21 protein-coding genes are annotated in these 20,870 nt (G+C 46.9%); 8 read left to right on the top strand and 13 right to left on the bottom strand.

The window, feature by feature from the left end; all coding sequences use genetic code 11:
• Positions 1-36: 36 nt before the first annotated feature.
• The 4 genes from AAHB90_RS31140 to AAHB90_RS31125 form a co-directional block, all read right to left on the bottom strand.
• Complete coding sequence (locus AAHB90_RS31140; protein WP_342089238.1) at positions 37-1,047, bottom strand: FecR family protein; 1,011 nt, start codon at positions 1,045-1,047, stop codon at positions 37-39.
• A gap of 47 nt (positions 1,048-1,094) precedes the next feature.
• The gene (locus AAHB90_RS31135) at positions 1,095-1,763 is read right to left on the bottom strand and encodes a sigma-70 family RNA polymerase sigma factor (RefSeq protein WP_342089237.1); all 669 of its coding nucleotides are present in this window, start codon (positions 1,761-1,763) and stop codon (positions 1,095-1,097) included.
• A 100-nt stretch (positions 1,764-1,863) separates the two neighbouring features.
• A complete protein-coding gene (locus AAHB90_RS31130) occupies positions 1,864-2,604 on the bottom strand; it encodes a LytR/AlgR family response regulator transcription factor (RefSeq protein ID WP_342089236.1) in 741 nt (246 codons plus the stop codon).
• Positions 2,601-3,662 (bottom strand): sensor histidine kinase, encoded by a 1,062-nt coding sequence (locus AAHB90_RS31125; RefSeq protein ID WP_342089235.1) that lies wholly within the window; start codon positions 3,660-3,662, stop codon positions 2,601-2,603. Before AAHB90_RS31125 ends, AAHB90_RS31130 begins: the two co-directional genes overlap by 4 nt.
• Positions 3,663-3,901: 239 nt before the next feature.
• On the opposite strand from AAHB90_RS31125, the gene AAHB90_RS31120 reads away from it, so the two are divergent.
• Positions 3,902-6,157, top strand: coding sequence for a TonB-dependent receptor domain-containing protein (locus tag AAHB90_RS31120; protein WP_342089234.1), 2,256 nt, complete (start codon positions 3,902-3,904; stop codon positions 6,155-6,157).
• Positions 6,158-6,218: 61 nt separating this feature from the next.
• Here AAHB90_RS31120 and AAHB90_RS31115 read toward each other — a convergent pair whose 3' ends face one another.
• Both AAHB90_RS31115 and AAHB90_RS31110 read right to left on the bottom strand, forming a co-directional pair.
• Positions 6,219-6,668, bottom strand: a complete 450-nt coding sequence (locus AAHB90_RS31115) for an Hsp20/alpha crystallin family protein (protein ID WP_342089233.1) — start codon at positions 6,666-6,668, stop codon at positions 6,219-6,221.
• Positions 6,669-6,848: 180 nt separating this feature from the next.
• Positions 6,849-7,745, bottom strand: coding sequence for a helix-turn-helix domain-containing protein (locus AAHB90_RS31110; RefSeq protein WP_342089232.1), 897 nt, complete (start codon positions 7,743-7,745; stop codon positions 6,849-6,851).
• Between the two features lie 235 nt (positions 7,746-7,980).
• Here AAHB90_RS31110 and AAHB90_RS31105 point away from each other — a divergent pair, with 235 nt between their 5' ends.
• From AAHB90_RS31105 to AAHB90_RS31080, 6 genes are all read left to right on the top strand, one after another.
• On the top strand, positions 7,981-9,042 hold the full coding sequence (locus AAHB90_RS31105; RefSeq protein WP_342089231.1) for a carboxymuconolactone decarboxylase family protein: 1,062 nt from the start codon (positions 7,981-7,983) through the stop codon (positions 9,040-9,042).
• Between the two features lie 58 nt (positions 9,043-9,100).
• Complete coding sequence (locus tag AAHB90_RS31100; RefSeq protein ID WP_342089230.1) at positions 9,101-9,658, top strand: TetR/AcrR family transcriptional regulator; 558 nt, start codon at positions 9,101-9,103, stop codon at positions 9,656-9,658.
• A gap of 323 nt (positions 9,659-9,981) precedes the next feature.
• A complete protein-coding gene (locus AAHB90_RS31095) occupies positions 9,982-10,965 on the top strand; it encodes a type I glyceraldehyde-3-phosphate dehydrogenase (protein WP_342089229.1) in 984 nt (327 codons plus the stop codon).
• Between the two features lie 35 nt (positions 10,966-11,000).
• Positions 11,001-11,618, top strand: a complete 618-nt coding sequence (locus tag AAHB90_RS31090; RefSeq protein ID WP_342089228.1) for a pyridoxamine 5'-phosphate oxidase family protein — start codon at positions 11,001-11,003, stop codon at positions 11,616-11,618.
• Positions 11,619-11,870: 252 nt separating this feature from the next.
• Positions 11,871-12,275 (top strand): VOC family protein, encoded by a 405-nt coding sequence (locus AAHB90_RS31085; RefSeq protein WP_342089227.1) that lies wholly within the window; start codon positions 11,871-11,873, stop codon positions 12,273-12,275.
• A 362-nt stretch (positions 12,276-12,637) separates the two neighbouring features.
• Positions 12,638-13,852, top strand: coding sequence for a site-specific integrase (locus AAHB90_RS31080; protein ID WP_342089226.1), 1,215 nt, complete (start codon positions 12,638-12,640; stop codon positions 13,850-13,852).
• Between the two features lie 106 nt (positions 13,853-13,958).
• Here AAHB90_RS31080 and AAHB90_RS31075 read toward each other — a convergent pair whose 3' ends face one another.
• The 3 genes from AAHB90_RS31075 to AAHB90_RS31065 all read right to left on the bottom strand — a co-directional run bounded on the left by AAHB90_RS31075 (position 13,959) and on the right by AAHB90_RS31065 (position 15,514).
• Positions 13,959-14,300 carry a hypothetical protein gene (locus AAHB90_RS31075; RefSeq protein ID WP_342089225.1) on the bottom strand — a complete coding sequence of 114 codons (342 nt, stop codon included), beginning with the start codon at positions 14,298-14,300 and terminating at the stop codon, positions 13,959-13,961.
• 188 nt (positions 14,301-14,488) lie between these two features.
• Positions 14,489-15,058, bottom strand: coding sequence for a PIN domain-containing protein (locus AAHB90_RS31070; RefSeq protein ID WP_342089224.1), 570 nt, complete (start codon positions 15,056-15,058; stop codon positions 14,489-14,491).
• Positions 15,059-15,061: 3 nt separating this feature from the next.
• Positions 15,062-15,514 carry a helix-turn-helix domain-containing protein gene (locus tag AAHB90_RS31065; protein ID WP_342089223.1) on the bottom strand — a complete coding sequence of 151 codons (453 nt, stop codon included), beginning with the start codon at positions 15,512-15,514 and terminating at the stop codon, positions 15,062-15,064.
• Between the two features lie 339 nt (positions 15,515-15,853).
• On the opposite strand from AAHB90_RS31065, the gene AAHB90_RS31060 reads away from it, so the two are divergent.
• Positions 15,854-16,171: a hypothetical protein gene (locus tag AAHB90_RS31060; RefSeq protein WP_342089222.1), complete on the top strand. Its 318-nt coding sequence runs from the start codon at positions 15,854-15,856 to the stop codon at positions 16,169-16,171.
• 18 nt (positions 16,172-16,189) lie between these two features.
• On the opposite strand, the gene AAHB90_RS31055 is transcribed toward AAHB90_RS31060, so the two are convergent.
• The 4 genes from AAHB90_RS31055 to AAHB90_RS31040 all read right to left on the bottom strand — a co-directional run bounded on the left by AAHB90_RS31055 (position 16,190) and on the right by AAHB90_RS31040 (position 20,337).
• Positions 16,190-16,954: a response regulator gene (locus AAHB90_RS31055; RefSeq protein WP_342089221.1), complete on the bottom strand. Its 765-nt coding sequence runs from the start codon at positions 16,952-16,954 to the stop codon at positions 16,190-16,192.
• Positions 16,951-17,070 carry a recombinase family protein gene (locus tag AAHB90_RS31050; RefSeq protein WP_446717944.1) on the bottom strand — a complete coding sequence of 40 codons (120 nt, stop codon included), beginning with the start codon at positions 17,068-17,070 and terminating at the stop codon, positions 16,951-16,953. The genes AAHB90_RS31055 and AAHB90_RS31050 overlap by 4 nt, the downstream gene beginning before the upstream one ends.
• A gap of 284 nt (positions 17,071-17,354) precedes the next feature.
• Positions 17,355-20,006, bottom strand: coding sequence for an ABC transporter permease (locus AAHB90_RS31045; protein ID WP_342089220.1), 2,652 nt, complete (start codon positions 20,004-20,006; stop codon positions 17,355-17,357).
• A 1-nt stretch (position 20,007) separates the two neighbouring features.
• Positions 20,008-20,337 carry a PadR family transcriptional regulator gene (locus AAHB90_RS31040; RefSeq protein WP_342089242.1) on the bottom strand — a complete coding sequence of 110 codons (330 nt, stop codon included), beginning with the start codon at positions 20,335-20,337 and terminating at the stop codon, positions 20,008-20,010.
• Positions 20,338-20,870: the final 533 nt, after the last annotated feature.

Raw genomic sequence — 20,870 nt, 5'->3', positions numbered from 1 at the left:
GGGGTAAGAATTGGTTGGGGTGTAGAGGTAGTCGTATTAATAATCGAGTGTGATAACCTTCCCGTCTTCTGAGCGGGAATAGGACAGGCCTGAGTCATCGGCCAGTATTTCAAAGAGCTCCTCGGCATTGAGTGCCGTAAAGGAGCCGGAAACCGTCTGGGCGGCGAGCGTAGAATCGGGTATGCGGATTTCCAGGCCGAAGTTATCCTCGAACAGGTTGCAGATCTCACGCAGGCTCTCATTTTCAAACACAAAGCGATGGGCTTTCCAGGCAGAGTAGTTGGCCGGGTTGGCTGTTTTCGTTACCGACGCGTGGCCAGGCACATCGAAGGTTACCAGGTCGCCAGGCCTCATAACGATTTGGTCCGTTTCAGAGCCTTTCAGGTAATGCAGTTTCACCTTACCCTTGTTGAGGACAACACGGGCGCGTCGCGGTCGTGCATATACGTTAAACTCGGTGCCCAGTACCTCCACATCGAAATTCTTTTCGGTGTGGACGATGAACTTCTGATGGTTAGCCGTGTGCGTAATGGAGAAGTCCGCCTCTCCGGTCATATACACCTCCCGGGTGGTTTTCCCGAACCCAAAGCGCGGGATCCGCAGTGTGGAATTCGCATTGAGTACTACCTTGCTCCCGTCTGGTAGTACCAGCCGCTGGATCTGCCCGAAACTCGTACTGTAAATCTCGTAGCGCACATGATCACGCGCAAGCCAGCCGCCTGATAGCACCATGAATGCAATCGCCGCAGCAACGAGCCATGACTTTCCATTTGCCGGCAAGACCAGCGTAGGCCGCCGAACGCTACGCTCGACTTCGGTTTCAGGGGCGGCCACATCTTCGTCGAGGCGGGAAAAATGGCGGGTAATCGCACTGTCGACGTCGGCATTGTATTGAATATTCTGATTCTCCCACTCCATCAGCCAAATGAACAATTGCTCCCTGGCTTGCGGATCGGCGCTCCAACGATCGATCAGGTCCTTTTCAAAAGCGGTTGCATTTCCTGAAAAGTAGTTGAAAATCAGCTCTTTGTTTATCGAATCTTTCATGGTTAATTTTTACAGATAATGCTTGGCCATACCCGTTGGGTGATGGACTAATTGAATAGGGTGAGCAGTGCGAACAGCCATTTGGCTTTGATAATTCTTCTCAGTTCCTGCATTGCAGTATACATCTGCGACTCTACGGTGCGGTACGATACGCCCAGCTCGGCCGCGATCTCGCTGTATTTCTTCCCTTCATAGCGATGCATGAGGTATACCCGCCGCTGCTTCTGCGGAAGCGTGTTGATGGCGTTCTGTACGTCGTTATACAGATCTTCATATTGCGTGATATGGTCGGGTTGGTGCTCCGGCTGAAGGGTTACGTACTCGGCATATTCGAGCGAAGTGTTCCGCTTCATTTCGAGCCTTGCGTAATCGAATGCACTGTACCGCACAGCCGAAAACAGGTAGTTGCGGAAGGACGTGTCCACACTGGCATACACCGCGTCCTTATGAAACTTGTAGAAAACCTCCGATACAATGTCTTCGGCAATCTCCTTGGAGGAAACATACCTGACCACATGGCTGCACAGAGGCCGGTAATACCACCGGAACAGGAGTTCGATCCCTATATTGACATCCGATTCAAAAGCCTTTTTTAACAACATCTCCGATTCGGCAGGAAACTCTGGCCGACGTGAAAGACGGTCGGGGCCGCGGCCCGGAGGTGCAGGCTGACCAGGATCATCCTCGTGATGATCAGACAAATCCAAACTATCCATTACTAGCGGGTTAAAGTGCCGACAGCAGGCCGGTTCTAAGGCTTACTATTATAATGTCGTTTTCGGCCACCGAAACACTTAGAGGAAAGTTAGATTTTTTTTAAATAAATTTATAAATGCCCAATATTTTCAACACTTCCGTCTTGTACTGCCGGCCGATGGGTAGTTCCTGACCGCCTACTTCGATCATCGAACTGTTGAAGGATCTGATCTTGTCGGTCGCGATGATGTAGGCGCGATGGATGCGAAGAAACCGGCGATCGGGTAGTTTCTCTTCCAGATAGCTGATCCGTTGGTAGCTTACAACCTCTCCGGACCTGGTTTTTACCTTGACATAATCTTTAAGGCTTTCAATGTAAAGGATTTCGCTTAGGAACACCTTCACCATTTTTTTATCTGATTTCAGGTAAATAAACTGCTCACCGGTGCCGCCATGATCGGCCTGCACCAGCAGTGACGGCAGTGCGTGAGCAGGTTCGTTTCCAGAATAGTACTTGTTGATGGCGATCAGGAACCGGTCGAACGGGATCGGTTTCAGCAGGTAATCCAATACATTAAGCTCAAAACCTTCCAATGCATATTCACGGAACGCCGTTGTGAAGACCACTTTGGGCCTGTTGGGTAAAGTTTTCAGGAAATCGATACCGGTGAGCTTGGGCATCTGAACGTCAAGGAAGAGTAGGTCCACTTTGTTTTTTTGCAAAAACAGCAGCGCTTCCACGGCATTGCCGCACGTGCCGACGAGCGTCAGCGTTTCTAGTTGGCTGATGTAATCCTGCAAGACGGATATGGCCAGCGGTTCGTCATCCACGATCAGACACCTGATTTTGTTTGCCGTCATGATTGTTCCAATCTTATTTTAAGGTCGACCGAGTAATGCTCGGGTTCTTTCTTCAGGGTAAGCTTATGGGAGTCCGGGTAAAGTAATGCCAGCCGGCGTCGTACATTTTGCAGACCGATTCCGCCCGTCACTGCATTTTCGTTGCCTGGTTTTTCGCCCGAGGAATGGCTGTTTTCCACCTTTACGCTGAGCCATCCATCTTTTACTTTTATGTCAATGGTCACCCAAACATTTTCCGTTTCGTTGCTCACGCCATGTTTGAATGCATTTTCAACGAAAGGGATCAAAAGCAGCGGCGCGATCATCTTGGCTTCCGTTTCCCCGGATGCGACAAGCGAAACATCCAGCCGGTCGCCGTACCTGAGTCTTTCGAGCGCGATGTAGTTGTTAATGTGTCCGATTTCCTTTTCGAGCAAAATGCGCTCGGATTGGGATTCATAGAGCATATAGCTCATCAGTTCGGAAAGTTTCAGTACAACCTGCGGCGCAGCCGGGGCCGCCTGCAACGTGAGCGCATAAAGATTGTTGAGCGTATTGAAAAGAAAATGCGGATGTACCTGGGCCTTCAGCAAGTTCAGTTCGGCGGCCAGCTTTTCTCGCATCGTATCCTGATGAAGCTGCTCCTGTTCCACCCAATGCCCAACGGCTTTGATCAAAAGCGTGAACAACAGGACCGGAGCCAGAAACCACAGCATGACTTTGAAAAGCAGGTACCAGACGAAGATCGGTTCATAATAGGTAGTGTCGGGAAAAAACCGGGGTTCAATAATCCGCTCGATCAACACCCTGTTCAGCAGCGAAGCCACAAATAATAGCATTATGGCACCAATGGCATAGGAAATGTATCTTTTCGGTTTGAAAAAGCGCGGGAACAACCAGTAAATATTGACGTAAGTAACGAGCATCGCGGCAGGTAGCCCTTGTAGCTCGGCCAGGAAATAGGCCCAAAGCCCATCTTCTCCTTCTGCATGAACGCCCGTGTATACGAACAGGTAACTTACCCAAAACAATATGTGCGTGAGCAAACGGTTGCCTGCGATGTAAAGACGTCGGGTCATTCTGTAATCGGTGCAGGTATGTGACTGTCAATTTACTATCAAAGTTAATAATTTAAACCTTCGGGCATTTAGCATTCGACGGACAACGGTCTTTGTACCGTTTTCGACCGGTTTTTCCCGCTTTTCGGTTAATGGGAGCAATTCATGTTTTATAGAGGGACTAACTTGTACTTCGGCTAAAACCCGGAAACCGGCTGTTGTGATTGCGTTCATTTGCGTTGAACTAAATAGAACAGCTTATGCCGACTCTTCGCATTTCTCAATCCAATGTCAGCTTCAATGGGGGAGGGGCCCAGTCACAGAAGTCCGCCGGAGCGGGATTTATCCGGATATGCTTGTTCGTTGCCGGCAATCTGTTGGCCATTGCGGCTCATGGGCAGGCTTTACCGGCCGGGCGCCCGGGAAGCCCGACTGACAGCATTCGGGTGCCTTCAATGAAAGATGACACTATTTCCTTGCGCGAAGTAAAGATTGTGGCCGAAAAACCGGAAGTAGATGTGCAGCTGGATAAAAAGGTTTACCGCATCGGCAAAGACATCCTGTCGCAAAGCGGCGCGGTAGCCGATGTGCTCAACGGTATTCCATCCGTTGCCGCCGATCCGGCCGGGACTGTCAGGCTCAGAGGCAATAACAATGTAACCATCCTGATCAATGGTCGGCGGTCTGGCCTGCCTCCTGCCAGTATCCTGTCACAAATCCCGGCGGGGAGCATCGAAAGAATCGAAGTGATGACCAGCCCTTCGGCGCGGTATGATGCCTCCGGCTCGGCGGGTACTATCAACATTGTCCTGAAAAAGAATGCCAGGGACAAAATAAGCGGTCAGGCGCGGGTAGTTGTCGGGCAGCCGAACGACTACAATCTGAATGCGAACCTGAACTACAAAGCGGGTAATTGGAACATTTTTGCCACCCTGGGAGGCCGCTATTCGGATTATACCGGATTTTATGCGACCCAACAAACCGCGACAGATAGTCAGGCAGTTTCGTTGGAAAAAGTGCAGCACGAGAACCGCCACGACGACGGCAGGCTGATCTACCTTGGGGGAGACTACCAGTTTAATTCAAACAATACCTTCACCCTGGCATATTTCAAAAATACGACCAAAGACATCGACGGCACGACGCTCGATTACACTTACTCATCTTCGGGTGCGGACAGCCTCCTCACACGCACGGGGAGTTCCCTGGAAAACCGCAGTTACAATCAGTTTGAAGCGAATTATACCCGGACATTTGGCAGGGAAGGACAAAAACTGACCTTCGACATGCAATACGATTTTTGGGACAGTGATAAAACATGGGACCTATTCACAGAAAAGACGTTTCCGACGCCGGCGGCATTTCCTGCTGTCAGGACGGTTTCAAAAGGTGATAGCCGTGATCTGGTCATGCAATCCGACTTCGTCTATCCTTTTAACAATCAATCGTCTTTCGAAGCGGGTCTCAAAACTGAAACCAGGTCGGTATTAAACGATTATAAGGCCTGGCAGTACCTGCATGACACCTGGATGGTGCTTGACGGCATTGATAACAAGCTTAGTTATAAGGAGAAGATTGGTGCGGTTTATACGCAATACAAGAGCCGCCCCGGAAAGATCACCTACCAGTTCGGGGTGCGCTATGAATACACGGGAGTGAGCATTCAGGACAGGAAAGGCGATTTCAGCGGTAAAAAGCATTATGGCCGCATATTTCCGACCATTAACCTGAGCTATGTTTTGCAAGAAGCAATGACTATCCAGGCCAATTATTCCAGGCGCATCAACAGACCATCATTATGGTATCTGTACCCGTTCAATGAGGTTACAGACCTGAATGCCCAATTTGTGGGAAACCCTGCACTGAACCCTTCCTTCACACACGTTGCAGAGCTGGCTTTGACGAAACAATGGGACAAAGTTACGTTGAGCCCGACCGCATTCGCCCATTTTACAACCGCACCCGTCCTGCAATATACCTTCCGGAATGAGAAGAACGTGATGATTACCATGCCTTTTAACCTTTCCCGTGAAAAGCGTTACGGCGCAGAGCTTTCAGCGACTTACAACCCGCTGCCGTGGCTGTCGGTTAATGGCCAATGGGCCTGGTATTTGTTCGGGCAATATGGAGCATATCGGGATATCAATTTCAATTTTTCGAGCCGGTCGTGGAATGGTCGGCTGAACATGCGCCTTAAATTACCCTGGAAAATCGCTTTTCAATGCCGGCTGGACGCTCAGGGACCTGATAACAACGCGCAAAGCCAAACCAGATCTTATTACTACCTCGCATCAGGAGTCAGCCGAAGCTTGTTCAAAAGCAGGGGTGCATTGACTTTGGACGGGACTAATATTTTGAATACCAATAAAGTAAGAACGCTGACGGCGACGGACAACTACCGCATCGATCGCATCAGCAACTTCAATGCTGCGCGGTTCAGGCTTGGATTTGCCTATCGCTTCACTTCATCGGAAACCCAAACTTTCAGAAGCCGTAAGGAAGCCAACAGGGATTGACTTACCAGGCCCGGTAAATGAAAATAAAAAAGGCCTGCCGAAGCAGGCCCCTCAAATTAAATTACCCAATTTCAATTAGCCTTGGCGGCTTCTGTTTGACTTCTTCTTTCTTCGGGATTGTCAGCATCAGCAGCCCGTTTTCATAACGTGCCACAATGCCTTCGTCATTGACTACGTCCTTGGGCAGTAGGAAACTGCGCTGGAATGATTGGTAACTAAACTCCTTGCGGGTATAGTCTTCCTCTGTCTTTTCCTCATTATGCTGTCGGTTTGAGGATATAGTCAGGGTGTTTCCGTCCAATTGAATCTGAAAGTCGCTTTTCTGCATACCAGGGGCTGCTACCTCGACCTCAAAATTGTCATTGGATTCCCGGATGTTGACCGACGGAACGGTCGTACTCGTGGATGAGTAGTTGTTGTTGCCCCAGTTAAAAAGTTCGCGGCCAAAGAAATCGTCGAACAGCGCTGGGAATGTTCCGGGCAATAGCCCATTCCTTTTGATGAGTGACATAATTAACCTCCTTTTTAAAGTTAGACAATAAACTAGTGAACTTTACGGATAGCCCGTCGTGGAAGCAATTATTCAAACTTGATGCCAGGAGCTAAAAAATGCCGTTCTCAATGACATTTTTTCAGATTTCAGACTGACAACTTTTCATCACTAAATGGTTATAGATGCAAGACCGGGTTACTAGTTGAGGTTCCGGTATTCATTGGGCGTTATGCCGACTTTTTGCTTAAACAAACGGGTAAAATGCTGCTGATACCTGAAACCCAGCTCATCAGCGATTTCATTGATGGATTTGTCTGGGTCGAAAATTTTCCCTTTCGCTTCATCGATCAATTTTGACTGGATATAGTCCAGTGCAGTGCTGCCAGACTCCTTTTTAATCAGATCGCCAAAATAGTTAGCGGACACATGCAATTGCCCGGCGCAATAACCTACCGTCGGTAAGCCCAGGACCCTCGCTTTGCCGGATTTGAAATAATCGCTCAGCAGATTTTCAAAGCGGACGAGAATATCCTTATTAACATGACTTCTCGTGATAAACTGCCTGTCGTAAAACCGGCTGCAATAATTCAGCAAAAGCTCAATATTGGAAACGATCAGTGTTTTGCTATGCTTATCGATATTGAGGTCAATTTCCGTATCGATCTTTTCCAAACAATCGTTGATGGTCGCCCTTTCCTTTTTAGATAAATGCAATGCTTCATTCACTTCGTAGGAAAAGAAGGAATACTCCTTGATTTGCTTTCCCAGGTGCGTGCCGGCAATCAAATCCGGGTGAAATACCAGTGCCCTTCCCCTGGGTTTGATGGTTTGTCCATTATTTTCAATTCCGTATACCTGTCCGGGCGCTATAAAAACCAGGGTCCCGTCTTCATAGTCGTAAGGTTGGCAGCCATACCGCATATCACCGCACTTTACATATTTCAGGAAAATGGAATATATGCCCATATACCTGCGGAAATACTGGTAGGTAGGCATCTCGTCGAAATTTATCACGTTAACAAGCGGGTGTCGCGTGTCAACCCCTACGGATTCATTGTACTGCTTTACGGTATCAATCCTTTCTACTTGTTCCATTGTGCCAGATGTTTTTACGTAAATTTAGTAAACCCGGAGGCACGATAATCCCCGTTGCTGCTCAACCAGTAAAAGTGGTAAATACTTCCGTGTTCTGTATAAATGCGCAAAAGATGTAATGATGAAATTTGCAAATGGCTGCCGATAATGGCCAATCCGAAACCCGGGCCTTACAGCCGGTACAATTCCAAAGGAACCGAATAGAACGCACCAATAAACAGTAAATCAGATAATCATGGGCAAAACCAAACTTTGGATACTGTTTTTTGCTTTGACAGTAACGGCCAACACAATGAACGCACAAGATAAAAGCAGCGGCGCTGCCGCTTTAAACGCGCATCAGCAGAGCATGGCGACTATTGCAGCCCTGACCGCTGCGGGCGAGCTTCCGCAACTGAAATCCGCCCTGAATGCCGGGCTGGACGCAGGATTAACCGTCAACGAAATCAAGGAGGCATTGGTACAGCTTTATGCCTATTGCGGCTTCCCGCGAAGCTTGAACGCGATCAACACGTTGATGGCCGTTCTTGACGAGCGTGAAAACAGGGGAATTAAAGATGCGGAAGGTAAAGAAGCCACGCCCGTAGCAGCCCCGGCGGATAAATACGAAGCAGGGAAAATTACACTCCGGCAATTGACCGGCAATGAGGAAACCGGACCCCAAACGGGCGTCAATGCTTTTGCACCGGTTATAGATGCCTTTTTAAAAGAGCATTTGTTTGCCGATATATTCAGCCGTGACGTGTTGAACTATCGTCAGCGTGAATTTGTGACCATTTCCGCTTTGGCCGCCATGTCCGGTGTAGAGCCGCAGTTGCAGGCACACATCGGGATGGGCAAAAATACGGGCATTACCGACGGCCAGCTCGCAGAAATAGCAGACCTGATCGACAAATGCCTCGGAAGGATGCAAGCCAACACGTTAAGAAAGTTGCTGGGCCAACCGGCCTTACCTGTTACCGAGCCTGACATGATGGTCAGGATTTCCGAAATCGAAATTTTTCCCCAGCATCTGGAAGCGTATAAAACCATCCTGGAAAAGGAATCGTCCGAGTCCGTGGAAATCGAGCCGGGCGTGATAGCCATTTACCCGATGTACCAGAAGGAAAATCCCAGTCAGATCAGGATATTGGAGATTTACGCCAATCAGGCTGCATACCGCTCGCATTTGCAGACGCCCCATTTCCTGCATTACAAAAGCAGCACCCTGAAAATGGTCAAAACCTTGAAGCTGGTAGATATGAATGCTCTTGACGAGCAGACCATGCAGATGATATTCAGGAAGCTGGCAGACTGATTGCGCGGAACCTAATGTATATTACCGATCGTTTGGTAAACAAATAGGTTCCTTCTACATGGCTTTCGCAAAAATTGAACGTGATCAGGTGCTTGACAGGCTGTTTGAAGTCTTTCGTACCAAGGGATATGATGGGGCCAGTATGGCTGATCTTGCCGAAGCCACCGGGCTGAAAAAAGCGAGTCTATACCACCGTTTTCCGGACGGTAAACTTTCGATGGCCGATGCCGTTTTAGACAGTGTTGTGAATTGGACTGACCGCAATATTGTTCAGGTGGTTCAATCCGAAGGGAGCCCTGAGGAGCGACTCGACCAAGTTTTACGCATGATTCACGAGCTATATCGAGGGGGGGAGGTTGACTGTACCTTAAGAGCCCTTTCACATGGCTCGGCCTCGGCGCTTTTTCAGGAGAAAATCGGGAGGATCTTTAAAACGTGGATCAATGCATTTGCCGATCTGGCAATTGATTTTGGTCACGATAAAGCGCATGCGGTCCAGCTCGGTGCGACCACTGTGGGCCAGATACAGGGTACGCTGATACTGAGTGTGACGCTTGGCGATAACTCGCTATTCGAAAAGGCGCTCGCCGAAATCAAAAGCCGGTTTTTAACCTGATGATGGTGTCGTCCAGGCGCCGCTGTGAGGCAATATGATTATTTTCGCTCATTTGCCAGAATATGGATTTGATAGCGGGAATTTCCAGGTTGATTTCCAAAGACTTCGTGCATGGGTGGGTCGAGATATGCCGCCGCTATTTAGGATATTCTCAATACTTCAAAGGTAAAATGTTAATTAATCGCTACAATCGGAACTTAATATTTATACCGATCGTTCGGTAAATAACTTACAGCTTGGCATGCTGTTGGTAACAGTCGGAATTTCCCAGAGGTAATTTTGAATGATGGAAAATCCTTTCAGCATATTAAATCACAAACATTATGAAAAGAATCGCAATCAACGGATTTGGCCGCATCGGCCGCGCAGCGCTCAAAGTGATTTTTGAAACACCGGATTTGCAACTTGTGGGCGTCAATGATTTGATGAGTATCGAAAATGCCGCCTACCTGCTTCGGTACGACAGCAACTACGGGAAATATGAGAAGGAAGTGCGGATCGAAAGCGACAGCATTTTGGTCGGCGGCGCACCGGTTAAATATTTCAGCTTCAAGGATATCGAAAATCTGCCATGGAAAGATCTGGGGGTGGATGTTGTAATTGAAAGCACGGGTATATTTACTACCCAGGCGGCGGCAGAAAAACACCTTGCTTCCGGAGCGAAGTTTGTGGTGATATCGGGACCAACGAAAGACACGCCCACTGTTGTTCATGGTGTGAATACAGAGGACGGGAAAGTGGCTATCTTTTCCTGCGCAAGTTGTACGACCAATAACATTAGTCCAGTCATAGAAATATTGGGCCGCAGGTTAGGCATCAAGAAGGCCATCCTGAATACCACGCACGCTTATACAGCATCCCAGACCCTGGTAGATGCGCCCTCGAAACGCGAGCCAAGAATGGGACGAGCCGCCGGGATGAACCTGGCTCCGGCTGCGACCGGTGCGGCTATTGCGACTACGAAAGCATTACCTCAGTACGCGGGGTTGTTCGACGGTGTCGCGGTGCGGGTTCCCGTGCCGGTGGGATCTATTTCGGATATCACATTTATCGCCAGTCGTCCGACGAGTGCCCAGGAGATCAATCAAATCCTGACGGAGGAATCATTAACGGACCGCTACAGAGAAGTGATATCGGTTACAGATGAGCCATTGGTTTCTAGCGATATCATTAAAAGTCCTTTCGCAGCCACCGTCGATCTTGAAATGACCCGGGTAGTGGATGGAGATCTGGTGAAGGTAATGGCATGGTACGATAACGAATGGGGTTTTACCAATCAAATGATCAGACAGATCCTGGCACTTTGATGGGTGTGCATGTAGGATTCTAACATCGATTCATCATGAACTATTCACAGCTGGCCTTCACCGACGAGATCAAGGCTATTCAGGAAAGAATGGGCAGTCGTAATGCCTACGAAAGGCACGAGAAGCAAAGCTACGTAGAGGGACTGACCGAAGTCGAAGAGAGTTTCATCGGTCAAATGGACAGCATTTTCATGGCCTCCTACGGTGAGAACGGGTTTCCGTATATCCAACACCGTGGAGGGCCAAAGGGCTTCCTCAAAGTAATTGACAATAGGACGATCGGGTTTGTGGATTTCAGCGGGAACAGGCAATACATTTCTGTCGGTAACCTGGCTCACAACCCGAAAGTGTCGCTGATTTTGCTATCCTACCCGCTACGGGCACGTCTGAAAATTTACGCGGAAGCAGAAGTCGTTGAAATCAACTCGAATACCGGTTTGTTTGAGCAACTCAAACCGGACAACTATCGATTCAAGCCCGAGCGGATGATATTACTCCACATCAAAGCGTATGACTGGAACTGCCCGCAGCATATCAATCCAAAATATAACGTAGAAGAGATAGAGCAACTTTTCATGAAGGACCAATATGTCGAGCAACTCGAAAAGGAGATTGAAGTTTTGCGATCCCGGATCAGCCAACTAACGACTTAATTGGAATATGAAATCACTAATTGACCTATTGGCAGCCAGCTGGAAGCCTGAAACGCATTTCAACCCCAGCCTCCGGCCTTTCTGGTCGGAGGCGCAAACCACGATAATCCATATCTTTCAAAGGCCGCCCTTGCGCCAGCTCCTCGCGACTAGATGCGAGGACCAAGTCGACAGATTATCGATTCATACTGACATACTGCTGTCACCTGACGGTTGTTCCTTTGAAAATCAAACATCTTACCGATCCTGGATATGACATTTGTTTCAACACGAATTATTACAGCCGATATCAACCGGTTAGTTGATTTTTACCAAAATGTTACGGGGTTTTCCGCCACCTGGTACACCACAGATTTCGCCGAGTTTCGTACGCCGGTGGCCGTATTGGCCATTGGCAGCACGCGCACCTTGCAACTGTTTGGCGGAGACGCAGTGGCCTCTCCGGCAACAAATCGTTCCGTGATACTCGAATTCCGGGTTGAGAACGTTGATGCCGATTTTGAGCGGATTCTTGCATACCTCGGTGAAGGGCTTGTACAAAAACCGACTACAATGCCGTGGGGGAACCGCTCGCTACTGTTCCGCGACCCGGATGGTAACTTGGTCAACTTTTTCACGCCGGTAACATCGGCGGCGGAGGAAAGGGTAATTCGATAGAATTCTAGTTACGGATGTGACTATCGTGTGTAGTGAATTGTGTGCTTACAAGACATCCTGATCACGGTCATGCTCAGCAGAACGTTGAGAAAATTCTGAATATTTTGGCCGACCTGTAAAAAGCAAAAGCCTGTAAATGATTCATTTACAGGCTTTTGCTGCTTTTTGTTACTCTTATCAGCAGAGAGGAAGAGATTCGAACTCTATTTTTTCTGGTTTGATATGGTTTGATATGTTTCTAACTGGCTTATCTACTGATGATTATGAAATATAAGAATTCATGAGAATCCATAAAAAACCGCGATTTGTTGTACCTATGTTGTACCATGTTTCGTATCTTTATGTATCAAAACATTCTTCATATGGCTACGATCAGAGTTGTTCTACGTAAGAAAAAGAACAAAGACGGCAGTTATCCGCTCGCGCTCCGCATTACCAAAGATAGAAAGACTTCTTTTATTCATCTCGGTCACAATTTGAAAGAAGAGGAGTGGAACGAAGCAGAGCAGGCCGTTAGATCGGCGCATCCAAACTCCAAACGGTTGAACAACTTCATCCTAAAGAAGAAAGCAGAGGCGAGCGATAAATCAATTGAGGCGGAGACGCAGAATGATGATGTTTCTGTCAAAGCCATTAGACGTAAGGTAAAATCGGTGACAGGTGCGACCTTTTTTCCTCAGGCGCAGCTTTTTCTTGACCGTCTGAAGAGTGGCGGAAATTTTAATGTGTATGCCGCAGAGAAGTGCCGCTTGGAAATATTTAAAGAATATGTGGGCGGGCATGACATCGCTTTTTCGGATATTACGGTTGGGCTCTTGGAAAGATTCAAGCGGCATCTTAAGTCGGTACGGCAAGTGACTGACAGAACGGTAATGAATTACCTGATTACGATTCGCGCAATCTTCAATCAGGCCATTAAGGAAGAAGTGTTGGATAAAAAGCATTATCCTTTCGGCGGTGAAGAGAAAATAAATATCAAGCTCCCTGAAAGTACCAAGATCGGTATCAGCCTCGAAGATGTGATAAAACTTGAAACGGTCAGTTTGGTAAACCCTAGGCATGACCATGCCCGAAATCTCTGGCTTACGTCTTACTACTGCGCTGGTATGCGTATCTCGGATGTTCTACGTTTACGTTGGTCCGATTTTCAAAATGAACGTCTACACTATACGATGGGTAAGAATAACAAGGTGGGTTCATTGAAGTTGCCTAGAAAGGTCGTACAGATTCTGGAGAAATACGAGCCATTGAAAACGTCCCAGGATGATTTGGTTTTTCCAGACCTCAAAGGCTTGGATTTGAAAAACACCTTTTTGGTGAAAAAGAAAATCTCTTACTCAGTCAATCGCTGTAATAAGATGCTACAGGAGTACATTACTCCAATTGCCAAGATACAGGGGAAACTCACGACACATGTTGCCCGGCATACGTTTGCTACACTGGCCGGAGATAAGGTGCCGCTTCAAATGCTGCAAAAACTTTACAGGCACAGTGATGTAAGAACGACGATGGGCTATCAGTCTGCTTTTATATACAAAGATGCCGATGAAGCACTTGAAGCTGTGATTGGCTCTTAAAACTGTGTTCTGCCCGTGTAATTTTTCTGAATGATGTTATTTGACGGGATAGGCGCAAGAGTGGATCACCGATTTGGCTGATACCATGAATCAGTTAGCACATTTACTATGCTTGGGTATTTTTCCCAACTAGATGCTCTTCCAAAACTTTAAAAGCGTTATAAAAAGCTGAAAACTCTGTCTTGAAGCGCTGATAGCCAAAAAGTGAAACGTCAACGGGAACAAGACTGCCATCACCTCTTCTAATTGTGAACTCAAATGCAGGACAGTTATCATCAATGGCCGAGGGCGAAATTGTGATCTCTATATAAAACCCATTATCATCAAAAAAATCGTACAAATCCCTGCGATTGAATCCCTCCTCGAGATCGATTGATTCTTCAAGTAGGCTATAAGCTCTGGGAAATTTTTCACTAGCTATTTCAAGTATTGGGAACTCCTCCTTCATTGTAGAAACTATTGTTAATATTAAATTAGTGGCGGCAACATATGCTGGCTTCTGGATGTATGTAACGGCTTTGTATTTGATACAAAATGATAGAAGGGATTTCTTTTAAACGCCGCTCTGGTTTAAAATTTACAGAATCTGCTTGCACCAGAAAGTACAAATGAATAGGCCGCTGGTCGGAATTCCCCTTAAATCAATTCAGAAAATTGAGCAAGTTCCGCAGCTGTTGCCACAAGCCCCTGCTGGGTTAGAATTGCTAAATATTCCTCGACATTGTAGGGAGGCTTCTTCAGGCGAGCACGCACCTTGCGGACGGCACTACAAAATACTCCTGGAGCCAGATGCAAATGGTTGGTTAGAAACTCATCTGGGTGTTCGGCGACAATGCCATATTGATCCAGAATCGCCCCTGGAAAATCTTTTAGATTTTGCGTAACAATCACGTCGCAACGGCCAACAATTGCAGCTGCCAAAACATGTCTGTCATTCTCGTCAGGCAACGTTAATTGTGGGATAAATAATTCATAACCAGTGACCAAGCAATCGCGTGTGGCTAGATTCATTAAATCACGTGTCCGTTCCAATGTGGCGCGATCCCGCAACGGTTCATTCCGTAAGAGCGCATTGATCCACTCGCGGTGAATGTCATCCGTCCACTTTGCACGAAACAAATCAGTGACTGCTAATTGCAACAAAAGATCCCGCATGGGAGCTGGATAGAGCACATTCGCGTCAAGAAGGGCTGTAAACGTACTCATATGCTATTCGTAACCCATACCTTGCTCTTGGGCATCAAGGACAAGCTGATCTAAGATGGCTTCCCTTTCCTGGTCTATCTTACGTTTATAAGCCATAACATCTTCCATACGAACACGGCGATGCTTTCCCACTTTCCGATGAGGAATAGCGCCCTCATTTAGTAGTTTGATTAAAAATGGACGTGATACGTTCAGAACTTCTGCGGCTTCAACCGTTGTTAATTCTGCGTTTTCCGGAATAATGACTACTCCGCGCCCCGCAGCCATGGCCTCCAAAATATCTTTGAGTAAGGAAACAGCACCTGCCGGAAGCTCAATAATATTTTCCTGTCCAGCTTCGCGAAGCTGTAACGTAAGGGGCCGCTCTATACGAGTATGACGGGACAAGACCTGTCCAGAAATACGGGCCATCGCTGCATCTTGGGCAGACGGTGGAAGTTGACGATGTGCAAGCATAATAATTACCTCTCTATTTTAGTATAGCAAATAAACGAAATAAATGCAATAGGTGCAATAATCGCATTAAGTAAAATATTTGCAGAGCTTTGAAATTTAGCTTTTTCAGGCTCTTACGCTCTATATATGCCCTTAGAGGTAGGGATTAACTACCTGCTGAAAAATTATTAAGTAGCCTGTCATAATTCTCGCCAAATAAGTTCTATTTTCGCTAAGTAACTAACTGTCAATATTATGGCAAATGCGGTTGAGGAGGCTCTAAACCGGGCTAGCAGCGAACAGCAAGCAAGAAACCAACAGGTTATCGACGAAGCACGGCGCAATATCAAACTCGTTTCTGTGCGCGATGACATCACGCCATCCGCTGCGGATTCGGCGGCCAGAAATGCACAGACCATCGAAGAGGCAAAACGCGCGATCCCTTTTGAGACGATGAAAGACGTGGATCATGTTTCGCCACCTCTGCCTACCCCTTCAAACAGGGGATACTATAACTCGACGGTGATTGAACTTCATTCTCAGACCCAATCGAACATCGAGCAGATTGAGCAGGGAGAGGGTAATAATTACCTGCGCGAAAACGCGGTTGACAGGGCGCTATCTCGGCCATCCCAGCAGCAGGAAAGAGATGAGCAGCAGCATGTCATGGGACGATGAAGCAGACTCCTTGACCTCTCATCTGCTTTCTCGTTTGGGCGGTGTTTTGATAATAGCAAACTGTTGAAGAAAAAGCTTATGGTTCGCTTCTGGAAATGAAACAGCGTGTTCATGCCCTTTCACATAAAATTGTCCTCTATCAATCCGCTCCACATGGTCCAGATTGACAACCAATGACCGGGACAAATGATAGAAGTTGGCGGTAGTGAAGAATTGAGAGATATAGCCTAAATTCATCGAAAAAACACGTTTTTGTGTCTCGCCTGCCAAATAGATTTCGACATATACCCGATCCGCCATCATGTAGAGGACGTCGCTCTTTTTGATTTTTACATACCCTTTTCCCTGATCTACGGGTAGATACAGGTTGTCAGATAAAAAAGGGTCCGCTGAACTAGCCAGTGAAACTTGATAATTATGGTAGGTCAGCTCAACCTGGATGGCTAACTCCTTATGCCGGAATGGCTTAAGCAAATATGCCGCGGGACGTGTTTGCTGCGCTCGTGCAATGGTGGGATGCTCTGAATGTCCTGTAAGGTAAATAAAAGGTATGGTTTGCAGGGCCAGAATACGTTGAGCTATGTCGATGCCGTCTTCGGTCGAATGCTCTAAATGAATATCGATCAAAATGATATCAGGTGTATTAACGCGTACTGAAGTCAGAGCGGCAGACAGGTTTCGAGCAATGTCAATTATGATGTGGCCTGCTTTTTCCAAAGTCTCTTTGATGTCATGAGCGGTGACTAACTCGTCTTCAATAATTAAGATTTTAAGCGATTTCATTGCACTGTCGATACCTTTTCTTGAAAAATTTTTTGACAACCCGTTATTTTAAGGGCATCCAATTGCATTGTCAAATTTTGATCTTGAGTCGAGACCCTTGCATATCCAATCAACATGAGAATTTCTGACGATTGTGGAAGTAAGGACACTAAGCGCTTATACCTTTTATGGTAGAAGTCCCAGCATTTAAAGTGAAAACCTTGCTAGTTTGAAAAGGTTACAGACTTGTAAATTGCTCGGTCAGGGTATACCTTATTGAGTGTGTCATTTCAACGCCGGGGCTTTCAGGTTTGGTTTTTAAGGAGGGTTTTCTGAGATTGTCAGAATTCCCCTTCGCATAAAAGGCTTTATGTTCAGCACGGCCACTTTTATTCGGCAGGTGCCTAATTACGACATACCGTCATTCGGACCGCAAGCTCTTGACTGGGTCCATTTGGACCGCCTTTAAAGCTTTATATAAAACTGTGACTAATACGATCAGAAATGTGGATGCAAGGGTTAAGATGAATACCCAAACATCAATTTTGATTTGGAACTTGAAATCCTGCAGCCAGCCGTTCATCACCCACCATGCAACTGGTGCGGCAATGGCAAAGGCAATCAGGATCAGGGTCGAAAATTCCTTGCCAAAAATCCAGAGTACCTCGGAAATGCTGCTACCTAAAACCTTGCGGATACCTATCTCCTTTGTTTTTTGGGCTGCCATAAAAGAGACTAAACCGTACAAGCCAAGGGCCCCAATGAAGATCGCGATGAAAGAAAATACCTGGATCAGTTTGAGCATTCGTTCTTCGGTTTCATAAAACCGCCCAATGCTATCATCCAAAAACTGGGATTCGAAGATCTGATCGGGATATTTCGCCGTCCAGGTCTTTTCAATGGCCGACATTGTGTACTTTATATTGGCCAGATTCACTTTGATTGCCATCACGGAGTAATTGGGAATGAAACTGGTAAAGGCTATCGCGTTTATATCTTCGTGGAAAGACCGGTCATGAAAATCTTTAACGACACCTACGATCGGCGCTACCATCGTTCCTCCATTTGCGGCAATGACCTTACCGATAGCGTCCTGGGGTGTTTTGAAATTCAATTTTCTGGTAAAGGTCTCATTTACCAGAAACTCCCGCACCGAATCGGTCGGGAAAATATTTCTTCCTGCGGCAAGTTCCAGGCCAAAAGTGGAAATATAGTCTGCATCACCAGCTTTGATGCTGGTGGGGAAATTAACCTCTTCTGACTGGTTGTCAAACCGGATACTGTTATTCCAGGCCTCCCAGGAAGCGGGTGCCGAAAAGCAAAGTGAGATTTTTTCAACACCCGCAATCTCTGAAATTTCACTTTTAAGTGTCTTCATTTTTACATTCGTGCTATCAATGCCCAGCGGGAGCATGACGATAGCGTCTTTATCAAACCCCAGATCAGCCTGGTTGGCATACCGCATTTGGTTGATAATTACTACCATCCCAATGATCAGGATCTGAGAAATGGCAAACTGGATCACGATCAGTGTCCGGCGTGTGTTGAAACCGCCAATGCTGGCCTGCGACATTTTGCCTTTCAGGGCGGCAATAGGTTGGAAACGCGCCAGGACAAGCCCTGGATAAGAACCTGCGAAAAAGGTCACCAGGATTCCCAGTATCATAACAAATGTCAATAATAGCCTGTCAGAAAGCAGATTAATGGACATTCTTATATCAAAAAAAGAATTAGCGGCAGGCAGGACCAAATAGGTGAGAACCAATGCGATGATGATTGCGGCCGTTGAAATCAAAAATGTTTCGGAAAGAAATTGCCAAAAAAGTTGTCCTTTAAGGCCGCCCAAAACTTTACGCACACCCACTTCCTTAGATCTCTTGAACGCTTGTGCGGTGGCAAGATTTACAAAATTGACGCACGCGGTAGCTATCAAAAACAAACCAATTACCGACAGGATCCATAAATTCCGCCTTTCCATCGGGCCGTCGTACCGGGAGTCAAAGTGGATGTCCGCCAGGTGCTGCAACTTGTAGTGGTGTACGTTTTTACTCGTTGGCCGGTACCTTTTGACATAGGCCGGGAACACTTTTTCAACCTGGGCTACGGTTACACCAGGGCGCAGCCGAACAAAACACTGCATCACACTCTGGATGCCGCCCCAGGAGTCATCACTGGCCAGCCACGGATTAAGTGCTTTCAAACTGTTGTATGAGACATAAATACCCGTTTTCCGGTCCGAATTTTCCGGCAGGTCTTTCAAAATCCCTGTCACGGTGAAAGCAATTTTATTATCAAGCCAAAAAACCTTTCCAATCGGATTTTCATGGGCGAAGTACTTTTCTGCGATCTTCTCGGTAATGATGGCCGTTCCGGGGGCTTCCAAAGCCGTCGCCTTATTTCCTTGTAGCAATGGGAAATTGAAAATTTCAAAAAAGTCAGCTTCTGCATATGCCAGCTCATCCTTAAACTTCCTGAGCTCATTTCCATTCCTCAGCGTAATGAGTGACTCTTCGAAAGTCGCGATCCGGGCAACTTTTTCTGCGAAAGTATAATCATTCCTGAAAGCCTTGCCTAACGGGGCCGGGACGCTTCGCTGGTAGCTGATATTGTCGCGATGCTGCTCGGTAACGATCCGGTAGATCCTCTCGGAACCCGCGTGAAAATTGTCGAAACTCAGGTGGTATCTCACCAACATGAAGATCAGGATCGCGCAGCTCATTCCCAGTGCAAGTCCTGCAATATTGATCAGGGCGTATGCTTTGTTGGTTTTCAAATTTCTCGCTGCGACTTTCATGTAATTGCTAAGCATGTCTATTGGATTGGGTTTTGAAAAATCAGTTGAATAATGAGGTAGGCGGGCTGTTTCCGGGTTTTTCCGCCAGAGCCGGGGATGGATCAGAAGTATAATATCCAATACGTACATCCATTGCGCCAGGATGTGGCCAAAACGCGTAACCCGTTTTTGGAACAGTTCGAACAGGTCGCCGAGGATTTCCTCGCGCAGGTACGGGGCAGCGATCCTTTCAATAAGGCGTTCGGCCCAGCGTGGTGGCAAGTTGTTTGAAGGTCTCATATCAATTGCCGAATGCAGTTTCCGAAATACGATCCCAAAGCTCATTACGCACGCGCCGTGCGTCACGCAGGGCATTTTCGCCTGCCATTGTTATTGTAAAAAGTCTTTTCCGTCGGCCGCCTCGCTCGGCCGATGCTTCTCCAAACCGTGATTTGACCATTTTTTTCTCTTCCAACCGCTGCATGGTCCGGTGCACAACACCAAGACTCACGGGTCTGCCCAGACGTGTATTCAATGCTTCCAAGACGGCCACACTGTAAGCGTCATCGTAAAGCATGGCAATCGACAGCAACACTACCTCTTCAAATTCGCCTAGTTGGGTACCTTTCATATCGAGTTTGAAATGTTTCCAAATATATCTTTTCACTTTGCATAGCAAATCAAAAGCCAGGAACTAGAATAGGCCCTAACTCGGCAGAAACGAACATAATTTAAAATGAAAATTAAGTGTTTTGTCCGATTTTAGCTGCCTACCGTTCAGATTCGAACATTTACGCGCATGGCTTATTCGGTTTAGGTTGCTTGTCCGGCAGCAGCATCTTAAAGAGCCAAGTTCTGTGCGGAAATAAGCGTGTCAAATTAATTATAGAGGGCGTGTTGATGGTTTGTTTATTCTTAACAGGCTTTATCGGATTTTCCTCCTTTGCACATTGCAGGAAGAGAAAAGCCATAGAATATGATGATGTAGAGATTCCGCTTCATTATTCAACATTTTATGTAAGTTAAGATAATTTGGATTGAACTTGCATGCATCTAACTATCAAGTAAGGGACGAGGGTATAACGTCTCACGTTCGAGCGTTTATTCAAGACTGTTGGGTATAGCCCAAAAAAGAGGTGGCTAGCCTCTATCGATAAATTTTTG

The organism is Dyadobacter sp. OTU695 (genome assembly GCF_038440355.1).
In the GTDB taxonomy this organism is placed as follows: domain Bacteria; phylum Bacteroidota; class Bacteroidia; order Cytophagales; family Spirosomataceae; genus Dyadobacter.
This window is presented reverse-complemented; position numbering and strand designations above follow the sequence as displayed.

Bases quoted from the DNA above. Each gene is read 5' to 3' on its own strand.
- AAHB90_RS31140 (WP_342089238.1), bottom strand. From the start codon at position 1,047: ATGAAAGATTCGATAAACAAAGAGCTGATTTTCAACTACTTTTCAGGA.
- AAHB90_RS31135 (WP_342089237.1), bottom strand. From the start codon at position 1,763: ATGGATAGTTTGGATTTGTCTGATCATCACGAGGATGATCCTGGTCAG.
- AAHB90_RS31130 (WP_342089236.1), bottom strand. From the start codon at position 2,604: ATGACGGCAAACAAAATCAGGTGTCTGATCGTGGATGACGAACCGCTG.
- AAHB90_RS31125 (WP_342089235.1), bottom strand. From the start codon at position 3,662: ATGACCCGACGTCTTTACATCGCAGGCAACCGTTTGCTCACGCACATA.
- AAHB90_RS31120 (WP_342089234.1), top strand. From the start codon at position 3,902: ATGCCGACTCTTCGCATTTCTCAATCCAATGTCAGCTTCAATGGGGGA.
- AAHB90_RS31115 (WP_342089233.1), bottom strand. From the start codon at position 6,668: ATGTCACTCATCAAAAGGAATGGGCTATTGCCCGGAACATTCCCAGCG.
- AAHB90_RS31110 (WP_342089232.1), bottom strand. From the start codon at position 7,745: ATGGAACAAGTAGAAAGGATTGATACCGTAAAGCAGTACAATGAATCC.
- AAHB90_RS31105 (WP_342089231.1), top strand. From the start codon at position 7,981: ATGGGCAAAACCAAACTTTGGATACTGTTTTTTGCTTTGACAGTAACG.
- AAHB90_RS31100 (WP_342089230.1), top strand. From the start codon at position 9,101: ATGGCTTTCGCAAAAATTGAACGTGATCAGGTGCTTGACAGGCTGTTT.
- AAHB90_RS31095 (WP_342089229.1), top strand. From the start codon at position 9,982: ATGAAAAGAATCGCAATCAACGGATTTGGCCGCATCGGCCGCGCAGCG.
- AAHB90_RS31090 (WP_342089228.1), top strand. From the start codon at position 11,001: ATGAACTATTCACAGCTGGCCTTCACCGACGAGATCAAGGCTATTCAG.
- AAHB90_RS31085 (WP_342089227.1), top strand. From the start codon at position 11,871: ATGACATTTGTTTCAACACGAATTATTACAGCCGATATCAACCGGTTA.
- AAHB90_RS31080 (WP_342089226.1), top strand. From the start codon at position 12,638: ATGGCTACGATCAGAGTTGTTCTACGTAAGAAAAAGAACAAAGACGGC.
- AAHB90_RS31075 (WP_342089225.1), bottom strand. From the start codon at position 14,300: ATGAAGGAGGAGTTCCCAATACTTGAAATAGCTAGTGAAAAATTTCCC.
- AAHB90_RS31070 (WP_342089224.1), bottom strand. From the start codon at position 15,058: ATGAGTACGTTTACAGCCCTTCTTGACGCGAATGTGCTCTATCCAGCT.
- AAHB90_RS31065 (WP_342089223.1), bottom strand. From the start codon at position 15,514: ATGCTTGCACATCGTCAACTTCCACCGTCTGCCCAAGATGCAGCGATG.
- AAHB90_RS31055 (WP_342089221.1), bottom strand. From the start codon at position 16,954: ATGAAATCGCTTAAAATCTTAATTATTGAAGACGAGTTAGTCACCGCT.
- AAHB90_RS31050 (WP_446717944.1), bottom strand. From the start codon at position 17,070: ATGTTGATTGGATATGCAAGGGTCTCGACTCAAGATCAAAATTTGACA.
- AAHB90_RS31045 (WP_342089220.1), bottom strand. From the start codon at position 20,006: ATGAGACCTTCAAACAACTTGCCACCACGCTGGGCCGAACGCCTTATT.
- AAHB90_RS31040 (WP_342089242.1), bottom strand. From the start codon at position 20,337: ATGAAAGGTACCCAACTAGGCGAATTTGAAGAGGTAGTGTTGCTGTCG.